This window comes from Sphingomonas sp., assembly GCF_965248875.1.
Lineage (GTDB): Bacteria > Pseudomonadota > Alphaproteobacteria > Sphingomonadales > Sphingomonadaceae > Sphingomonas.
In genome coordinates this window covers 161,553-179,927 of sequence record NZ_CBDFKR010000011.1, presented here as the reverse complement: position 1 = coordinate 179,927, position 18,375 = coordinate 161,553, and the positions used below count along the sequence as shown (strand labels likewise).

Here is an 18,375-nt window from a genome sequence, read left to right as displayed (position 1 = left end):
CCGCGCCGCCCTCGTCCCTGCGTTCCCATTGCGCGCTCCCCCGCACGATGATGTGGATCGCAGCCCATGGCGCCACAATCCGAGGGGACAACATGGACAACATGGCGGACCGGCGCCGGACCGCGACGGCGTGAGTCGCTTCGCGCATCCCGCCATCCCGATCGTCGTTGCCGCCGCGGCGATCGACGTGATCGGCTTCGGCATCGTCGCGCCCGTGCTGCCGCGGCTGATCACCGAACTCGGCCATCTCGATCTGCCCGCCGCGACGCGGGTCGGCGGCTGGATGCTGGCGGTGTTCGCGATCGCGCAGTTCTTCGCTGGACCTATCGTCGGCAATCTCGGCGACCGTTTCGGCCGGCGGCCGGTGCTGCTCGCCTGCATGCTCGCCTTTGCGATCGACTATGGTGTGCAGGCGGCGGCGCCGACGCTGGCCTGGCTGTTCGTCGGCCGCGCGATCGCGGGGCTGACGGGCGCGATCTATGGCCCGGCGGGTGCGGTGATCGCCGATGTCTCGCCGCCCGAGAAGCGCGCCGCCGGCTACGGCATGCTCGGCGCGGCGTTCGGGATCGGCTTCGTGATCGGCCCGGCGCTCGGCGGATTGGTCGCGACGCTGGGGCTGCGCGCCCCCTTCATCGTGGCCGGCCTGCTCGCCGCGCTCAACGCGCTCGTCATGTATTTTGTCCTGCCCGAGACGCTCGACAGCGCGCACCGCCGGCCCTTCCGCCTGCGCGAATCCACCGTTGTCGGTGCGTTCCGCCCGCTGTTCACGGCGGGGAACGCGGCGCCGCTGCTGATCGCCTGGTTCCTGTGGCAGCTAGGCTCGATCGTCTATCCTGCGACGTGGAGCTTCTGGGCGACGATCCGCTTCGGCTGGGGCCCGAAGGAGATCGGCTGGAGCCTGGCCTGGGTCGGGCTGCTGATGGGGCTGGTGCAGACGCTGCTGACCGGCCGGATGGTGGCGTGGCTGGGCGAACGCCGTGCCGCGGTGGTGGGGCTGCTGTGCGGCGCCGCGTGCATGGTCGCCTACGCCTTCACGACGCAGGTGTGGCAGGTCTACGCCTTCTTCCTCGTTGGCGCGCTCGGCGCCTTCGCCTGGCCGGCGCTGAACGGCCTGCTGTCGCGCATGGTCGACGCGACGCGGCAGGGCGCGCTGCAGGGCGGGATCGGCTCGATGAACTCTGTCGCGGCGATCCTGGGTCCGCTGATTGCGGCGCAGAGCCTGGCTTGGGGTGCGGGCCGCGGCTTCGACGGCACGGCCTTCCTCGTCGCGGGCGCGCTGATCGGCGCCGCGGCGCTGATCATCGCGCTGCTCGTGCGGTCGGCCGCCGCGGTCAGCCCTCCCGGCCCGGCCGGCGGCTGAGCCCGATGTCGAGGTGGGCGCCGGCATCGAGCACCAGCGTCTCGCCCGTCATCACCCGGCTGGCCGGGTCGAGCAGCATGGCGATCGGACCGGCGATGTCATCCGGCCCCGCCGCCATCGCCATCGGCGTCGCCGCGGCGATCCGCGCGTTCAACCGCGCGAAGCCCTCCTCGCCCAACCGCTTCTCGAACCAGCCCGTTCCGACATAGCCCGGCGCGACGGCGTTGACGCGGATCGCGGGGGCCAGCACCCGCGCCAGACTGTTGGTCATGGTGACGAGCGCGCCTTTCGAGGCCGCATAGGCGACCGACGAGCCGATGCCGAACACCCCGGCGACGCTGGCGACATTGACCACCGCCCCCATGTTGCTCGCGCGCATCAGCGGCGCGGCCGCGCGGATCATCTGAAAGGCCGCGACGGTGTTGAGGCGATAGATGTCGACGAAGTCCTCGGCGTCGAGCGCATCCAGATCCTCATGGTTGGCGAACTTCGTCCGCCCGGCATTGTTGACGAGGAAGTCGACCCGCCCGAACGCCTCCTGCGCCGCCGCGACCAGCGCGCGGCAGGCGCCGTCTTCGACGATGTCCGCCTGCACCGCGATCGAGCCGTTGGCGACCTCGGCCGCCAGCGCCTCGGCCTCGTCGCGGCTGGACGCGTAGTTGATCACCGAGCGAACGCCGCGCGCGGCGAGCCGGCGCACCACGCTGGCGCCGATCCCGGTGCCGCCGCCGGTGACGATCGCGACGCCCCCGTCCATCGCCCCGCTCACGCCTGGGCGCTCGGGCGAGCGGTCGCGCGGGCATGCCATTGGGCCAACGCAATCAGATCCTCGGGCATGGTAATGCCAATAAAGGTCGCAAAGTCGATCGTCGTCAGCAGCACGATGTCGGCAATCGTGTACCGCTCACCGTCCAGCCACTCGCGCCCGTCGAGCGCCCGGTTGAACTCGCCCATCGCCGCCAGCACGCGGGGCCGCTGGCTCTCGCCAAACTCCCTATATTGCGGCTTCACGACCCGCGCCGTGAACGGGTGCGTATGCGCCCATACCATCGCCAGCGGCGTCATCAGCCTGAGTTCGACGCGCCGCGTCCACATATCGACCTGGGCAATGTTGAGCGCGCCGTGGCCGAACAGCGGCGGCTCCGGATGCAGCGCCTCCAGATACCGGCAGATCGCGACGCTTTCCGTCAGCACCGCGCCGTTGTCGAGCGCGAGCGACGGCGTCTGCCCATGCGGGTTGACCTGAAGATAGTCGGCACCCTTATGCTCGCCCTGGGTGATCGACACCGTCGTCGACGGCACCCGCAGATGCTTTTCGGCCATGAAGATGCGCACGCGGCGCGGATTGGGCGCCGGGTTCGGGCTATCGTAGAACAGCAACTGCCTCTCCCGTTTAGAACATCGCGTATGGCATTTGGACGCGCCCTCGCCTAGCCATGCCGGCGATGACCGAAGCCATCCAGATGCTCGCGCAGGACTTCGGCCTGCTGCCCCACCTGATCGCCGCCCATGCCCAAGAGCGCGGCGACCGGCTGGCGATCGCCGACGATCGCCGGTCGATCACCTATGCCGAACTTGACCGGCTGATGGACCGGGTCGCCGCCGCGCTCCAGCGCGACGGGACCACGCAGGGGCAGGCGGCGGCGATCGTCGCCTATCCCAGCGTCGACTATGGCGTCGCCTTTCTCGGCATCCTGCGCGCGGGCAGCGTCGCCGCCCCGATCGCGCCGTCCTCGACCCCGCAGCAGATCGCCGCCATGATCGCGGACAGCGGTGCCGACATCTGCTTCGTCGATGCGGCCAACGAGCAGGCGCTCGCGGGACAATCCGTTGCGGCCACGCAGGTGCGGCTCGACCGCGACTTCGACGCGTGGCTGGCGCCGGACGGCAGCAAGCCCGCAGCGGTCACGATCGCTCCCGCGGACGGCTTCAACATCATCTATTCGTCGGGTACGACCGGCACGCCCAAGGGCATCGTCCAGAGCCACGCGATGCGATGGGGGCACATCAACCGCAACGGCCCGGCGGGGTTCGGCGATGCGGTGACGCTGCTCGCCACCCCGCTATATTCCAACACCACGCTCGTCAGCTTCCTGCCGACGCTCGGCTGGGGCGGGACGGTGGTGCTGATGGGCAAGTTCGACGCGAACCGCTATCTTGAACTGGCCGAAGATCACCGCGCGACCCATACCATGCTGGTGCCGGTCCAGTATCAGCGGATCATGGCGCTGCCCGATTTCGACGGGTTCGACCTGTCGAGCTTCCGCTTCAAGACCTGCACCAGCGCGCCATTCTCCGCCGCACTGAAGGCCGATGTGGTGAAGCGCTGGCCCGGGGCGCTGATCGAGTATTACGGCATGACCGAGGGGGGCGGCGGCTGCATGCTCGCGGCGCACGAGTTTCCCGGCAAGCTCCACACCGTCGGCCGCCCCATGCCGGGGCACGAGATGAAGCTGATCGACGATGATGGACGCGAGGTCGGGCCGGGTGAGAGCGGCGAGGTGGTTGGCCGATCGCCGACGATGATGAACGGCTATCACGGCCGCGCCGAGGCAACCCGCGACGCTGAATGGTTCGATCCTGACGGCAACCGCTACATTCGCCACGGCGATGTCGGTCGTTTCGACGAAGACGGCTTCCTGATCCTGATGGATCGCAAGAAGGACATGATCATCTCTGGCGGCTACAACATCTATCCGTCCGATCTGGAGGCGGTGCTGGCCGGGCACCCGGCGGTAGCCGACGCCGCCGTGATCGGCGCGCCGAGCGAAACTTGGGGCGAGACGCCGGTCGGCTTTTTTGTGCCGCGCCCGGGCGCGACCGACGAGCCGCTGGAGATCCTGACCTGGGTCAATGCGCAGGTCGGCAGGACGCAGCGTCTGTCCGCCCTCCACACAGTCGATGAACTGCCGCGCAGCGCGATCGGCAAGGTGCTCAAGCGTGAGCTGCGCGACCGGCTGGCGGAGACGCCGGCATGATCTCGCTGCCCGACACGCTCGCCGCGCTGACGCCGATCGAGGGCGGCTTCACGGGCACGATCCCTGAAACCTGGCTACAAGGCCGCACCGCCTATGGCGGCTTCTCCGCGGCGCTGGCGCTCCACGCGGCGCAGCATTCCGATGCGGACCTGCCGCCGCTCCGGTCTGCGCAGATCGCCTTTATCGGGCCGCTCGCCGGCCGCGTGACGGTGCGCGCCCAACGCCTGCGCCGCGGTCGCAACGCCGCCTTCGTTCAGGCCGATGTCGAGAGCGAAGCGGGGCTGGGCCTGCGCGCGACCTTCGTCTTCATGGGCCCGGTCGAGTCCAAGGTCGAGCTGCGCCAGGGCACCGTGCCCGCGTTCGAGAAGCCGACAGGCGCAACCGCGCTGTTCACCGGCAAGGCGCCGTTCTTCACCCAGAACTTCGATTTCCTCGACCGCCGCGACGACACGGTCGGCCCGGCCGAGTGGCTGCGCTGGGTGCGGCTCAAGGATCGGACGGGGCTCGATCCGATGATCGAGTTGATCACCGTCGCCGACTGTCTGCCGCCCGCCGCACTGAAGCTGGTTGGCGGCCCCGCCCCGGTCAGCTCGATGACGTGGCTGCTGAACATCCTCGGGCCGCAGCCGCAGACCCAAGATGGCTGGTGGCTGCTCCGTGCCAATGCCGATTTTGCCAGCGCGGGCAGCTCCAGCCAGCTGATGGGCATCTGGAACAGCGAGGGCGAGTCGATGGCGGAACAGATGCAGAGCGTCGCGATCTTTGCCTAAGCGTTGCGACAAGTTGCGACACTTTGGTCGGCGCGCGACACATGCGGGCGACACCCGCCCGGCACTGATCGCTCACCATCAGAGGAGTTCCCCGCTCATGAAGCCCCTGCTTGCCGGTCTCGCCGCTTTTCTCGTCTCCAGCGCCGGCCTCGCGCTGGCGCAGGACATGCCGCAAATGGCGCCGCCAGCCGCCGCGTCGCCGCGGATGCCCGGCGGCATGATGCGCGCCGACACCGATGGCGACGGTGCGATCAGCCGCGCCGAGTACTTGGCGGCTGCGGGCGTCCGCTTCGATCGCATGGACGCGAACCATGACGGCAAGCTGACCCCCGACGAGCTTGGCGCGCGTATGGGCGGCGGCCGTCGCGGTGGTGGTGAGATGCCGCCGCCGCCCGCGCCGCCCCGGCCGCAGCAGTAAGCCATAGGCGCAGGGGGGGCGGTAAAGCCGGTGACGGACGCTCCCCACCTGTTGCTCGTCGACGACGAGCGTTCGATCCGCGAGCCGCTTGCCCAGTATCTCGGCAAGCAGGGCTTCCGTGTCACTCAGGCGCCCGACGCCGCCTCGGCGCGGACGCGGCTGGCGGCCTATGCAATCGATCTAGTCATCCTCGACGTGATGATGCCGGGCGAGGACGGGCTCAGCCTCTGCCGCCATCTCCGCGCCACCGGCGACCTGCCCGTCATCCTGCTGACGGCGCGCGCGGAGGAGACCGACCGCATCGTCGGGCTGGAGATGGGTGCGGACGATTATGTCGTGAAACCCTTCTCCCCGCGCGAGCTGGCGACGCGGGTCAAGGTCATCCTGCGCCGCGCCTCGGCCGGCGGCACGCGCCAGCATGCGCCCGAGAGCGGCAGCTACGCTTTCGCAGGGTGGGTGCTCAAATCGGGGGAGCGCGCGCTGATCGATCGCGACGGCGTCTCGGTGCCGCTCTCGACCGGCGAGTACAACCTCCTCCTGGCGCTGGTGACGCGGCCGCGCCAGGTTCTGACCCGGGACCAGCTGCTCGACCTGACCCACGGGCGCGAGGCGATCGCCTTCGATCGCGCGATCGACAACCAGGTCAGCCGCCTACGTCGCAAGATCGAGGTCGACGCCAAGACACCGGACATCATCAAGACGGTCTGGGGCGGCGGCTATACGCTGGCCGCCGAAGTGACGCGGTTGTGAGGCACCGGCGATGAGGCGGATGTGACAAGGCTGTGGCCGCGCAGCCTCGCCGGACAGATGGCGCTGCTGATCGCGCTGGCGCTGTTTGCGGCGCAGGCGGTCAATTTCGGGCTGGCGCTGCGCGACCGGCGCGAGTTCCGCCTGGCGCAGGCAACCCGACCGGCTGCGATCCGGATCGCCGATGCGCTGGAGCGGGAAGCACAAGGCGGCCGGTCCATTCAGCCCGACCGCGGCCGCGTCCGTCGCGTCGCCGCCGACCCCGTACCAGCCGCGGCCGACCGCCGCCACGCCGAGGTACCGGGTGAACTGCGGCTGCAGCTGGCCGACCTCGGCGTCAGGGCGGGAAGGATCGACATCGGCCTCGTCCCCCGCCCTGCCGTCGATGAGCTGAGGCGGGCGGAAAACCGCGGCAGAGATCGCCCCGAACTGCTGATGATCGCGGTGGAACAGCCAGGCCGCGGCTGGATCGTCGTCTACGCCCCTTGGGTTCAGTTCGGCTCGCGTCTGCTCGCCGCCCTGTTGATCCAGACGCTGATCCTTTACGTCGTCATCCTTTTCCCCGTGCTCTGGATTGCACGAAGGCTGTCGCTGCCGCTTCGTGATCTGACAGCGGCGGCGGGCAGTTTCGATCCGCATGCTCGAGGGGAACCGGTCGTCCCCGCCGGGCCCGACGACCTTCGCCGTCTGGTCGACGCCTTCAATGCGCTGCGGCTGAGGGTCACGGCGATGCTGGACGAGAAGGACCGGATGCTCGGCGCGATCGGCCACGACCTGCGCACCCCGCTCGCGGCGCTGCGGGTCAGGATCGAATCGGTCGAGGACGAGACCGATCGCGCGCGGATGGCCGACACGGTGATCGAGATGGATCGGACGCTCGACGACATTCTGTCGCTCGCGCGTATCGGCCGCCCCAGCGAGCCGCCCGTCGAGGTCGACCTCGCGGCGCTGGTCGATGCGGTGGTCGACGACTTCCATGCGCTGGGCGCCGACGTGACGCTGGCCGATAGCGGCCGGGTGCGGGTGCGGCTCCGCCCCAATCTAATGCGCAGGGCCGTGCGCAACCTGATCGAGAACGCCGTCAAATATGGCGGCGGCGCGGCGGTACGGCTGGAGGAGCCGCCGGGCGGGGTGGCGGTCGTGGTCGAGGATGAGGGCCCCGGCATTCCCGCGGACCGGCTTGCGGGCGTTTTCGACCCGTTCGTCCGGCTGGAGGAGTCGCGCAATCGCGACACTGGCGGGGTCGGGCTGGGACTGGCGCTGGCCCGCTCAATCGTACGCGAGGCGGGCGGCGACATCCGCCTCGCCAACCGGCCGGGCGGCGGGCTGGCGGCGACGATCAGCCTGCCGCGCTAGACGTCATTCGCCGCCGGTGATGCGCCCTGGCCTGCCGCCTGTTCGGCCGCCGCGATCAGCCGTTCGCCGGTCTCACGTGCGGCGTCCGCATCCATCGTCACCGCGACGCCGTCGGGGCCGTCGAGCACGACCAAGCCCTGCTCTGCGCTCGCCGTGCCCGGCCCGTCCTCAGGCTCCTTGGGTTCGGTATCGATCGTCATGCTGCGCTTCCTTCCCGCGCGTCGGCGATCCAGCTGCTGTGCTGGCCGTACAAATAGATCGGGTCGAACTCGGCCAGCGCCGCCAGCCGCTTCCGGTCGAGAATCCGAACCTCGCCCGCGCGGAAGGTCGCCAGCTCGCGCTCGCGCATCAGCCTGAGCACGCGGTTTACGTGCACCCCAGTTATCCCGCACGCCTCCGCCAAATCCGCCTGCGTCGCCGGCAGCGAGAACCGGCCATCAGCGGCCAGTTCCACCATCTCCAGCCGCGCGTTCATCTCGCAGAACAGGTGCGCCACGCGCCCCTCTGCGCCGAGCCGCCCGAGCCGGAAAATCCATTCGCGGTGGATCGCGGCGTCGAGCAGAGTCGAAAACCACAGCCAGCGCGTCAATCGCGGGTAGGTGGCCTGAATCTCCGCCAGCGTGCGATGCTCGTACACCGCCACCGTACAGACGCCGAGCGTAACGACGTCGTGGTCGAGCCGCTTGAGCGGAAAGCCGTGCAGGTCGACGAAGTCACCCGGCACCTGGATAGACACCAGCTGGCGATAGCCCTCCCGGTCATCCAGGTAGCGGCACATGAAGCCGTCGAGCAGCATGATGCTCTGATGGATCGGCTCGCCGCGGCGGGTGACGCAGGTTCTCGCCGGGATGGTCCGCACGCCGGACATCGACTGCTCGATCACCCGCCGTTCTTCCTCGCTCAGCGCGTCGCGCGTGCGGCCGAGCAGAAACCGCCGGGTCAACATTCGCAGATTTTCCCCTCTTTTCAGAAGGCTGTTGTACCAGCTTGTGCAGCGCGTCGCGCCAAATCATCCTAACAAATGTTGGCATGGTCGCGGTCAGCGCTGACGGCGCGACACAAGCGCGGTTCGCAGGCATTCGCAGACCAGCTCGCCGCGCTGGTTGTGGAGGCGATGGCGAAAGGTCACCAGCCCCGCACGCGGCCGCGACCGGCTTTCGCGCAGTTCCGTGACCTCCGTCTCGGCGCGCATGGTATCGCCGATGAAGACGGGGCTTGGCATCACCAGCTTGTCGTAGCCGAGATTGGCGATCAGCGTGCCGAGCGTCGTCTCCCCCACCGACAGCCCGACCATCAGGCTGAAGGTGAAGGTGCCGTTGACGAGGATCTGCCCGAACTCGCTCGCCTTGGCCGCCTCCGCGTCGAGGTGAAGCGGCTGCGGATTATGGGTCATGGTCGAGAAGAGGAGATTGTCCGTCTCGGTCACGGTGCGGCGGATCGGATGCTCGATCCGATCGCCGACGGTCCAGTCTTCCCAATGCCTGCCGACCATGCCGCTTTCCCATCAACTTGTCGAAGTTGGCGCTTAACGCCAAGCCTTCGCGGCCAGCTACGTCTGGCACTACCGCCGTCTCTAGGGCGCTGCCACGACGGCGGCGTTGTAGGACAGCGCCATCTGCGGTTCACCAGCTGAGGTCGTCGAGCCAGGGGGTGAAATGTGGCAGGTCGGTGCTGACGCGATCGGGATAGGCAGCGGGGCGCTTGTCGATGAAGCTCTGGACGCCCTCGCGCGCGTCGCCGCTCTGCCCGCGCGACCAGACCAGGCGGCTATCGAGCCGGTGCGCCTCCATCGGGCTCGCCGCGCCGAGCATCCGCCACATCATCTGGCGGGTGAGCGCGATCGACACCGGCGCCGCGTGCGCGGTCAGCTCATGCGCCAACGCGCGGGCCGCGGGGAGCAGGTCGGCCTGGGTGTGGACCGAGCGGACCAGTCCCGCCGCCTGCGCCTCCGCGGCCGGCACCAGCCGCCCCGAATAGGCCCAGTCGAGCGCGGTCGAAATGCCGACCAGCCGCGGCAGGAACCAGCTCGACGCCGCCTCCGGCACGATGCCGCGCCGCGCGAACACGAAGCCGAACCGCGCGGTGTCGGCGGCAAGGCGGAAGTCCATCGGCAGCGTCATGGTGACGCCGACCCCAACTGCAGCGCCGTTGATCGCGCCGATCACGGGCTTGCGGCACTGAAAGATGCGCAAGGACAGCTGGCCGCCGCCGTCGCGGATGCCGGGGTGATCGTAGTCGACTTCACCGTCGGCGCCGACCGGGCTCTGCCCCGTCCAGCGCGAGCCCTTCGCATAGTCGAAGGTCTTGGCTCCGCCCGAAAGGTCCGCGCCCGCGCAATAGGCGCGCTCGCCAGTGCCGGTGACGATCACCGCGCGCACCGCGTCATCGGCGTCGGCGCGGTCGAAGGCGGCGATCATCGCCTCCATCATGTCGCGGTTGAAGGCGTTGAGCGCGTCGGGCCGGTCGAGGGTGATCGTCAGGATGCCGTCCGTCAGATCGGTGCGGATGGGATCGGTCATCCGATCCTCCCCGGGACGGGGAGGTGGCGCGCGGCGCAGCCGCGGGACGGAGGGGGCAGGCCGCAAGCGATACGCGATAGGCGAACCCCCTCCACCACTCGCGGCGCGAACGGTCCCCCTCCCCGTCCCGGGGAGGATTGCAGGTTCGCGTTCATTCGCTTCTCTCCACCCGCACCAGCAGCTTGCCCTCGCTCACCTGCCCGCCGGCTTGCGCGTTCAGCTCCGCCACCGTGCCGTCGAAGGGGGCGACGAGGCTGTGCTCCATCTTCATCGCCTCCAGCGTGACGAGCTTCTGCCCTTTGGCGACGCTGTCGCCCGCCGCGACCTCTACCGCGATGACGCGGCCGGGCATGGGAGAGAGGATCGCGCCGTCGGCGGCGGCTCCGGTCCCCGCCGCCGAACGCCGCGCGCCAAACACGAACTGCTCGCTGCCGCCCTTGCTGAACACTCGGATCGGACCCTCGAAGGGTTCGCCGGCCATTGGCCCGTGGGTTGCCGGCAGGTCATCCGGCACGGCGAAGTGGGTGCGACCATCAACGGCGAGCAACCATTGCCAGTCAGATCCCTGAGTCTCTAGCATGGCCGACGCCACGTGCGGCTCACCGTCGCGAGTGAAACTGAGTCGTGCGGGTTCGGGCGCACGGTTGAGTCTAAAGCCGAATAGCGCGCGCGGGTTCGCGGCCCAGACGTCCGCATTGCTTTTGTATTCGGCGTCCATGAACTCTTCGAGACGCCAGCTAAGCGCCGCAAGCACGGCGGCGTCGCTCCGCAACGGCCGAGTGAGTTCTTCAATATGCGCGCCGATAAAGCCGGTTGTCACCTTGCCAGCCTTGAAGTCCTGCGACTTTAGGCAGCTGGCGAGAAAGGCGGCGTTGGTCCGGACGGGCGCGACCTCCACGGATTCGCAGGCGGTCAGCAAGCTCCCGATCGCGTCGGCGCGCGATGATCCATGAACGACGATCTTGGCGATCATGGGATCATAGAAAGGGCTGACCTCACCGCCCTGCACAACGCCGGTTTCAATCCGAGCTGCGTCCGGCAACCGGAAGTGCTCCAACAATCCGATTGATGGCAGAAAACCCGTAGTCGGGTCCTCCGCATACAGCCGCGCCTCCATAGCCCAACCGTCGATGCGCAGCTCCTCCTGCCGCTTCGGCAACGGCTCGCCCGACGCGACGCGGAGTTGCCATTCGACCAGGTCCTGGCCGGTGATCTCCTCCGTCACCGGGTGCTCGACCTGAAGGCGGGTGTTCATCTCCATGAACCAGATGCGGTCGGCGCGCAGGCCATCGCTCGCATCGGCGATGAACTCGATCGTGCCTGCGCCCTCGTAGTCGACGGCCTGCGCCGCCCTCACCGCGGCGCCACACACGGCCTCCCGCGTCGCCTCGTCCATGCCGGGCGCGGGGGCTTCCTCGATCACCTTCTGGTGGCGGCGCTGAAGCGAGCAGTCCCGCTCGAACAGGTGGACGACCTGGCCGTGGCTGTCGCCGAAGACCTGCACCTCGATATGGCGCGGCGAGAGGATGTATTTCTCCAGCAGCACGCGGTCGTCGCCGAAGCTCGACGCCGCCTCGCGCTTGCAGCTTAAGAGCGCGTCCTGGAACTCGGCCGCGCTCTCGACCCGGCGCATCCCCTTTCCGCCGCCGCCTGCGACCGCCTTGATGAGCACGGGATAGCCGATCGCGTCGGCCTCGGCCTGCAGCCGCGCGGGCGACTGGTCCTCGCCCAGATAGCCCGGTGTCACCGGCACGCCCGCAGCGATCATCCGCGCCTTGGCGGCGTCCTTCAGCCCCATCGCGCGGATGCTGGCGGGCTGCGGTCCGACCCAGATCAGCCCCGCGTCGATCACGGCCTGCGCGAAGTCGGCATTCTCCGACAGGAAGCCGTAGCCGGGGTGGATCGCCTCGGCGCCCGTCTGCTTCGCCGCAGCGATGATGCGCTCGCCCACCAGGTAGCTCTCGCGCGCCGGCGACGCGCCGATATGCACCGCCTCGTCCGCCTGCCGCACATGGAGCGCCTGCGCGTCGGCGTCCGAATACACCGCGACCGTGCGGATGCCGAGCCGCCGTGCGGTGCGGATCACCCGGCAGGCGATCTCGCCGCGGTTGGCGATGAGGAGCGAGGTCAGCATCGGAAGTAGAGGCTAAGTAGAGGCGTAAACGCTTCGATTTTCGTTACCAAATCATTGTAAAGACGCGCTTCGTCTGGTCCGGCGCGGCATAGGCCCATCGCTTGCTGTAGGACAGGATTCATTGCGCCGCGCACCCGGCCGTCCGCTGCGTCCAGCTGATGTTGAGGATCTTCCACTGCCCGCCCTCGCGGATGAGGTCGAAATGGTCGACCCCGCAATGCACCAGCCGCTCGTCGACCATCACGGTGTAGGGCGACCACACCATCGCGATGTCACCATCGACCTCGACCGCCGGATCGGTCAGCGCCTCGACGAAGCGGGGCCCGGTGGCCGGCAAGCGAGCGAGGAATTGCGGCCAAGTCTCATGACGGAAGGTGCGCGTGCCGTCGGGCTGCTCGACCACCGCCTGCGCACCGCCGTCGGCGCGGAAGAAGCTCTGCGCGCGCGTCATGTCGCGCGCGGTCAGTGCGGCGAACAGCCCGTTGACGGCGGCGAGGATCGCGGGCGCGTCGCCCTGCGCCTCTGCGGTTGCGGGCGGCAGGCCGGTGCCGTGGGGCATCGGCTGAACGGGGGTGACTTGCGCCAGCGCGAGGAGGAGGGGCAGCATCAGCAGGCGGTCCCATAGCTGCCGCGGATCGTCTCCGTCCGGCGGCCGTCGGTGACGGTCAGCACCGCCGGATAGTCGCTGCTGTCGGCTTCGGCATGGGAGGTGACTCGTCCGACCCGGCGCACGGACACGCGCCGGCCGCCGCAGGACAGGGCCTTGCCGCCCTCACCGAACCCTTCCGCCTGCGCGTCGGTGAAGGTGCACTGATGCAGCCCCGCGCGGCCGGGGCCGGTGCGGAGCATGAAGCTGGTGTTGCGCATGAAGGTCCAGCTGGTCACTTCCTGCGCGAAGGCGGATTCGCACCCGCTGCCTCCGACCAGCATCGAGTCGGCGTCGCTGACGGGGAGGAGGAGGCGAGGTGCGGGCGCGCGCGCCGCCGGGGCCGCCGCCATCACGCAAAGCCCCGCCGCGACCGCCAATGCCGCGCGTATCGCCATTCGGCCTGCCCGCATGCCCTTCTTCCTCCTCACATCCGGAACACCCCGAACTGCGCGCGTTCCGGCACGGGCGCGTTGAGCGTCGCGGCGAACGCGAGGCCCAGCACGTCGCGCGTCTGCGCCGGGTCGATGACGCCGTCGTCCCACAGGCGGGCGGTCGCGTAGTACGGGTTGCCCTCATCCTCGTACTTCTGCCGCACCGGCGCCTTGAACGCCTCCGCCTCCTCGGGCGTCCAGCGGTCCGCGTCGCGGTGGACCGTCGCCAGCACCGATGCCGCCTGTTCGCCGCCCATGACGCTGATCCGGCTGTTGGGCCAGGTGAACAGGAACCGCGGGGAATAGGCGCGGCCGCACATGCCGTAATTACCCGCGCCGAAGCTGCCGCCGATCAGCACCGTGATCTTGGGCACACTGGCGGTGGCGACCGCGGTCACCAGCTTCGCGCCATGCTTCGCTATACCTTCCGCCTCGTACTTGCCGCCGACCATGAAGCCGGAAATGTTCTGGAGGAACAGCAGCGGCACGCGGCGCTGGCAGGCGAGTTCGATAAAGTGCGCGCCCTTCTGCGCGGACTCGGAGAACAGCACGCCGTTGTTGGCGAGAATCGCGACAGGGATGCCCCAGATATGCGCGAAGCCGCAGACAAGGCTCGATCCGTACAGCGCCTTGAACGCGTGGAACTCGCTACCATCGACCAGCCGTGCGATCACCTCGTGCACATCGTAGGGCGCGCGCACATCCGGCGGGACGATGCCGTACAGTTCTTCCGTCGCAAACTTGGGCGGACGCGGGTCGCGCAGGTTGATGTCGGGCTTCACAGGCGGCTGCAGCGTCGAGACGATGTCGCGGACGATCGTCAGCGCATGCTCGTCATTCTCGGCGACATGATCGACCACGCCGGACTTGCGGCCGTGCGTCTCGGCGCCGCCCAGCTCCTCGGCGCTGATGACCTCGCCCGTCGCGGCCTTCACCAGCGGCGGCCCGGCGAGGAAGATCGTCCCCTGCCCGCGGACGATGATCGTCTCGTCCGACATCGCGGGGACGTAAGCGCCGCCCGCGGTGCAGCTGCCCATCACGCAGGCGATCTGCGGGATGCCTTTGGCGCTCATGTTCGCCTGGTTGAAGAAGATACGCCCGAAATGGTCGCGGTCGGGGAACACCTCCGCCTGATGCGGCAGGTTCGCGCCGCCGCTGTCGACCAGATAGATGCAGGGCAGCCGGTTCGCTTCCGCGATCTCCTGCGCGCGTAGATGCTTCTTTACGGTGAGCGGGTAATAGGTGCCGCCCTTCACCGTCGCGTCGTTGCACACGATCATGCACTGGCGGCCCGAGATACGGCCGATGCCCGCGATCATCCCCGCGCCAGGGACTTCGTCGCCGTACAGCCCGTTGGCTGCGAGCTGGCCGATCTCCAGCAGCGGCGAGCCCGGATCGAGCAGCCGCTCGACGCGGTCGCGGGGAAGCAGCTTGCCGCGGCCGGCATGGCGGTCGCGCGACGCCGCCGATCCGCCCAGCGCGGCCTGCGCCACGTCGGCGCGCAGCCGCTCGACCAGTGCGCGGTTGTGCGCGGCGTTGGCGCGGAAGACGTCGCTGTCGGACGATAGCTTGCTGTCGAGGACGGGAGCGCTCACCGGCCGATGTCGAACAGATGATAGACTGGGCCGCCCGGGGTCTGCTCCCCCACCCCCACCACGGTCGCATCGTTAAGCCAGGCATAGCGCGCATCGCCGCACTCCAGCCGCGCGGTGACGGTCAGCGCATAGTCGTCCGCGGCCAGCTGCTCGCCCTTGCGGAACCGCGACATCGCATCGCCGCGGCCGTTCATCGCGCCCTGATAATTGAGGTACACCGTCACCCCATCGCCGGTTGTCAGCGTCAGCCGCACGTCGATCGCGATGCTGCCGTCGGGGCGGGTGACGAACCAGTCCTGCCCGGGTCCGACCGTGCCGCTCAGCCGTTCGCCCGTGAACCGTCCGCCCGTGACCGGGGCAATGCCGCGAAACCCGGCGCGGGTCTGGCCGATCGGCGTCACCCCGGCAAAATCGACGTCGAGCGCCAGCGTCGTCAGGTGGCGGTGGGGCAGCATCTCCATTGCCATCGCGCTAGCATGGCGGCAGGCTGGCGCAAACAGGAGCGCCGCCGCATGGACACCTCAACGGACATCATCGCCCGCCGGCCCGGTCCCTCGGTGCAGGACGTGCTCTCACGCGACCCGATCGCCGCGCCCGCGGTGCTGCGCGCCGAGTCGCCACCGCTGAACCCGTCGACCGAGGACGTTTCCGCCGAGCGGTATTTCTCGCGCGCCTGGCATGACCGCGAGGTGGAGAGGGTCTGGCGCAGGACGTGGCAGTTCGCCTGCCGCGTCGAGGAGCTCGCACAGGTCGGCGACCAGGTCGTCTACGACATCGTCGACGATTCGCTGCTGATCGTCCGCACGGCGGCCGGCAACGGGGCCGACACGATCAAGGCCTACGTTAATTCCTGCCTCCACCGCGGCACGATGCTGCGCACCGAGGCGGGCAACGCCAAGCAGATCCGCTGTCCCTTCCATGGCTGGACCTGGACGCTCGACGGCAAGCTCGCCGTGCTGCCCGGCCAGTGGGACTTCCCGCAGGTCGACAAGGCGAAGTTCTGCCTGCCGGAGGCCCAGGTCGGGCTGTGGGGCGGGTTCGTGTTCGTCAACCTCGACCCGGCGTGCGAGCCATTCGAGGCGTATCTGGAGAACCTGCCCGATCATTTCGAGGCGTTCCAGCTGGAGAACCGCTACGTCGCCGCGCACGTCGCCAAGGTGATGCCATGCAACTGGAAGCTGGGCATGGAGGCGTTCATCGAAGCCTATCATGTCGGCACCGCGCACCCGCAAGTGACGGGCTATTATGGTGACACCAACACGCAATACGATGTCTGGCCGGGCGTCCGCCACGTCAGCCGCATGATCAGCGTCCAGGGCGTGCCCTCCCCCGGCCGCGCCGCGATGACGCCTGCGCAGACGGTGGAGGAGATGCGCCGCGACGTGCCGTTCTTCGCGGGCAAACCGATCGCGTTAGCCGATGGAGAAGACGCGCGCCCCGCACTCGCGGCTCGCGCACGCGAGAAGATCGGGCGCTCGTCGGGGCGCGACATGAGCGACCTGTCGGACAGCGAGGCGCTCGACCTGATCGAATATCTGCTGTTCCCCAACATGGTGCCCTGGGGCGGGCAGGCGCTGCCGATCACCTATCGTTTCCGCCCCAATGGCAACGATCCCGACAGCCACATCATGGAGATCATGTTCCTGTTCGCCAAGGCGCCCGACGGCAGCCACCCGGCGCCTGCGAAGATGCGGATGCTGGGGCCGGACCAGGACTGGAAGGACGCACCCGAGCTGGGCTCGGCGGCGATGGTCGCGGATCAGGACACCGACAATCTGCGCCGCATCCAGAAGGGGCTGAAGGCGTCGCGAAAGCCCGGCGTTACGCTCGCGCGCTATCAGGAAAGCCGCATCCGGCATTTCCACGAGACGCTGGACGCGTATATGGCGGGGTGAGGGATCGGCGCAGCGTCGGCGTCCGCAGCGAGCCTAATACCGTTCCTTGTCGCGATCGAGCCAACGGCCCAAAGCGTAGCCTAGCGAGAAGAGCGCCACGCCGGCCATGAAGTCGACCACCGCGTCGACGAGCAGCGGCAACAGGGGCGGTATGACGGGCTGCGTCAAGGCGGCCAGCGCGATCAGCGCAGCGACGAGAACGCCGATTACGAGGAACGGGCGTGCCGACCAGGCGGACGTCACCCGTCCATAGGCGGAGACACCGACCAGTACGGCGATCAACAGCACGTATTCGCTCTCACTGCGCCACCGTGTCAACCGCGCCGATCAGTTCGCGGCCGATCAGCATGCGCCTGATCTCGTTCGTGCCCGCACCGATGTCGAGCAGCTTGGCGTCGCGCAGGAAGCGTTCGACCGGCCAGTCCTTGGTATAGCCCGCCCCGCCCAGCGCCTGCACCGCTTCGCCCGCGACGCGGAACGCGTTCTCGCTCGCGAGCAGGATCGCGCCCGCCGCATCGAACCGCGTCGTGCGCCCGGCGTCGCAGCTCTTCGCCACCGCATAAACATAGGCGCGGGCCGAGTTGAGCGCGACGTACATGTCGGCGACCTTGGCCTGCATCAGCTGGAACGCGCCGATCGGCTGGCCGAACTGCCGGCGCTCGCGCAGGTATGGCAGCACGACGTCGAGGCACGCCTGCATGATGCCGAGCTGGATGCCCGCGAGCACGGTGCGCTCGTAGTCGAGCCCGCTCATCAGGACGCCGACACCGCCGTTGAGCGGCCCCATGACCTGCTCGTCCGGCACCTCGCAATCGGTGAAGACCAGCTCTGCAGTCGGCGACCCGCGCATCCCCATCTTGTCGATCTTCTGCCCGATCGCGAAGCCGGGCGTGTCCTTCTCGATCAGGAAGGTGGTGATGCCGCGGCTGCCGTCGCCCGTCTTGGCATAGACGACCAGCGTGTCTGCGTAAGCGGCGTTGGTGATCCAGAACTTCGTGCCGTTGAGGACATAGCCGCCCTGCACGCGATCGGCCCGGAGCTTCATCGACACGACGTCGGAGCCGGCGCCGGCTTCCGACATGGCGAGGCTGCCGACATGCTCGCCGCTGATGAGCTTGGGCAGGTATTTCGTCTTTTGCTCGGGACTGGCCCAGCGCGCGATCTGGTTGACGCACAGGTTCGAATGGGCGCCGTAGCTCAGCCCGATCGACGCCGATGCGCGGCCGACCTCTTCGCACGCGATGACGTGTTCCAGATAGCCGAGCCCCAGTCCCCCGTCCGCCTCCGCCACGGTGATGCCGTGAAGGCCGAGCGCCCCCATTGCGGGCCACAGCTCGTCGCGCGGAAACCAGTCGTCGGCATCGATCCGCGCGGCGAGCGGCGCGATCCTGTCGGTGGCGAAGCGGCGGGTGGTGTCGCGGATGGCATCGGCCATCTCGCCCAGCGCGAAGTCGAAATCGGGGGTCATGCCGGTGGTATAGCGTGCGAAGGAGACTTTGGAACCGAGGCGATGTGCCGGAAGG

At 68.8% G+C, this 18,375-nt stretch carries 20 protein-coding genes; 7 read left to right on the top strand and 13 right to left on the bottom strand.

The genetic code is table 11. From position 1 onward, the window contains the following. Positions 1 to 130: 130 nt before the first annotated feature. Entirely contained in the window at positions 131 to 1,360 is a 1,230-nt protein-coding gene (locus ACP2AD_RS07840) for an MFS transporter (protein ID WP_425229522.1), read from the top strand. Here the strand turns inward: ACP2AD_RS07840 and ACP2AD_RS07835 are convergent. Then, positions 1,332 to 2,129: an SDR family NAD(P)-dependent oxidoreductase gene (locus ACP2AD_RS07835; protein WP_425229521.1), complete on the bottom strand. Its 798-nt coding sequence runs from the start codon at positions 2,127 to 2,129 to the stop codon at positions 1,332 to 1,334. The two genes, ACP2AD_RS07840 and ACP2AD_RS07835, sit on opposite strands and share 29 nt — an antisense overlap. Then, positions 2,126 to 2,740 carry a glutathione S-transferase family protein gene (locus ACP2AD_RS07830; RefSeq protein WP_425229520.1) on the bottom strand — a complete coding sequence of 205 codons (615 nt, stop codon included), beginning with the start codon at positions 2,738 to 2,740 and terminating at the stop codon, positions 2,126 to 2,128. The genes ACP2AD_RS07835 and ACP2AD_RS07830 overlap by 4 nt, the downstream gene beginning before the upstream one ends. Before the next feature lie 65 nt (positions 2,741 to 2,805). Here ACP2AD_RS07830 and ACP2AD_RS07825 point away from each other — a divergent pair, with 65 nt between their 5' ends. The 5 genes from ACP2AD_RS07825 (at position 2,806) to ACP2AD_RS07805 (ending at position 7,629) form a co-directional block, all read left to right on the top strand. Beyond that, positions 2,806 to 4,338, top strand: a complete 1,533-nt coding sequence (locus ACP2AD_RS07825; protein ID WP_425229519.1) for a class I adenylate-forming enzyme family protein — start codon at positions 2,806 to 2,808, stop codon at positions 4,336 to 4,338. Continuing rightward, entirely contained in the window at positions 4,335 to 5,108 is a 774-nt protein-coding gene (locus ACP2AD_RS07820) for a thioesterase family protein (RefSeq protein ID WP_425229518.1), read from the top strand. Before ACP2AD_RS07825 ends, ACP2AD_RS07820 begins: the two co-directional genes overlap by 4 nt. Positions 5,109 to 5,205: 97 nt before the next feature. Then, complete coding sequence (locus tag ACP2AD_RS07815; RefSeq protein WP_425229517.1) at positions 5,206 to 5,526, top strand: hypothetical protein; 321 nt, start codon at positions 5,206 to 5,208, stop codon at positions 5,524 to 5,526. Between the two features lie 30 nt (positions 5,527 to 5,556). Beyond that, complete coding sequence (locus tag ACP2AD_RS07810) at positions 5,557 to 6,276, top strand: response regulator (RefSeq protein ID WP_425229516.1); 720 nt, start codon at positions 5,557 to 5,559, stop codon at positions 6,274 to 6,276. Between the two features lie 57 nt (positions 6,277 to 6,333). After that, positions 6,334 to 7,629 (top strand): sensor histidine kinase, encoded by a 1,296-nt coding sequence (locus ACP2AD_RS07805; protein WP_425231120.1) that lies wholly within the window; start codon positions 6,334 to 6,336, stop codon positions 7,627 to 7,629. Here the strand turns inward: ACP2AD_RS07805 and ACP2AD_RS07800 are convergent. The 9 genes from ACP2AD_RS07800 to ACP2AD_RS07760 all read right to left on the bottom strand — a co-directional run bounded on the left by ACP2AD_RS07800 (position 7,626) and on the right by ACP2AD_RS07760 (position 15,418). After that, positions 7,626 to 7,829 carry a hypothetical protein gene (locus ACP2AD_RS07800; RefSeq protein WP_425229515.1) on the bottom strand — a complete coding sequence of 68 codons (204 nt, stop codon included), beginning with the start codon at positions 7,827 to 7,829 and terminating at the stop codon, positions 7,626 to 7,628. The two genes, ACP2AD_RS07805 and ACP2AD_RS07800, sit on opposite strands and share 4 nt — an antisense overlap. Continuing rightward, positions 7,826 to 8,575 (bottom strand): Crp/Fnr family transcriptional regulator, encoded by a 750-nt coding sequence (locus ACP2AD_RS07795; protein WP_425229514.1) that lies wholly within the window; start codon positions 8,573 to 8,575, stop codon positions 7,826 to 7,828. Before ACP2AD_RS07795 ends, ACP2AD_RS07800 begins: the two co-directional genes overlap by 4 nt. A gap of 93 nt (positions 8,576 to 8,668) precedes the next feature. After that, complete coding sequence (locus ACP2AD_RS07790; protein ID WP_425229513.1) at positions 8,669 to 9,121, bottom strand: MaoC family dehydratase; 453 nt, start codon at positions 9,119 to 9,121, stop codon at positions 8,669 to 8,671. Between the two features lie 130 nt (positions 9,122 to 9,251). Then, positions 9,252 to 10,148 (bottom strand): crotonase/enoyl-CoA hydratase family protein, encoded by an 897-nt coding sequence (locus tag ACP2AD_RS07785; protein ID WP_425229512.1) that lies wholly within the window; start codon positions 10,146 to 10,148, stop codon positions 9,252 to 9,254. 151 nt (positions 10,149 to 10,299) lie between these two features. Continuing rightward, on the bottom strand, positions 10,300 to 12,282 hold the full coding sequence (locus tag ACP2AD_RS07780; RefSeq protein ID WP_425229511.1) for an acetyl/propionyl/methylcrotonyl-CoA carboxylase subunit alpha: 1,983 nt from the start codon (positions 12,280 to 12,282) through the stop codon (positions 10,300 to 10,302). 118 nt (positions 12,283 to 12,400) lie between these two features. Next, positions 12,401 to 12,889, bottom strand: a complete 489-nt coding sequence (locus ACP2AD_RS07775) for a nuclear transport factor 2 family protein (protein WP_425229510.1) — start codon at positions 12,887 to 12,889, stop codon at positions 12,401 to 12,403. Beyond that, the gene (locus ACP2AD_RS07770; protein ID WP_425229509.1) at positions 12,889 to 13,341 is read right to left on the bottom strand and encodes a hypothetical protein; all 453 of its coding nucleotides are present in this window, start codon (positions 13,339 to 13,341) and stop codon (positions 12,889 to 12,891) included. Before ACP2AD_RS07770 ends, ACP2AD_RS07775 begins: the two co-directional genes overlap by 1 nt. A gap of 14 nt (positions 13,342 to 13,355) precedes the next feature. Continuing rightward, positions 13,356 to 14,957, bottom strand: coding sequence for a carboxyl transferase domain-containing protein (locus tag ACP2AD_RS07765; protein ID WP_425229508.1), 1,602 nt, complete (start codon positions 14,955 to 14,957; stop codon positions 13,356 to 13,358). Next, positions 14,954 to 15,418: a DUF3237 domain-containing protein gene (locus ACP2AD_RS07760; protein ID WP_425229507.1), complete on the bottom strand. Its 465-nt coding sequence runs from the start codon at positions 15,416 to 15,418 to the stop codon at positions 14,954 to 14,956. Before ACP2AD_RS07760 ends, ACP2AD_RS07765 begins: the two co-directional genes overlap by 4 nt. A gap of 51 nt (positions 15,419 to 15,469) precedes the next feature. On the opposite strand from ACP2AD_RS07760, the gene ACP2AD_RS07755 reads away from it, so the two are divergent. Further along, entirely contained in the window at positions 15,470 to 16,852 is a 1,383-nt protein-coding gene (locus ACP2AD_RS07755) for an aromatic ring-hydroxylating oxygenase subunit alpha (RefSeq protein ID WP_425229506.1), read from the top strand. 33 nt (positions 16,853 to 16,885) lie between these two features. Here ACP2AD_RS07755 and ACP2AD_RS07750 read toward each other — a convergent pair whose 3' ends face one another. After that, the gene (locus ACP2AD_RS07750) at positions 16,886 to 17,140 is read right to left on the bottom strand and encodes a hypothetical protein (protein WP_425229505.1); all 255 of its coding nucleotides are present in this window, start codon (positions 17,138 to 17,140) and stop codon (positions 16,886 to 16,888) included. Positions 17,141 to 17,150: 10 nt separating this feature from the next. Beyond that, entirely contained in the window at positions 17,151 to 18,320 is a 1,170-nt protein-coding gene (locus tag ACP2AD_RS07745; protein ID WP_425229504.1) for an acyl-CoA dehydrogenase family protein, read from the bottom strand. Positions 18,321 to 18,375 lie beyond the last annotated feature (55 nt).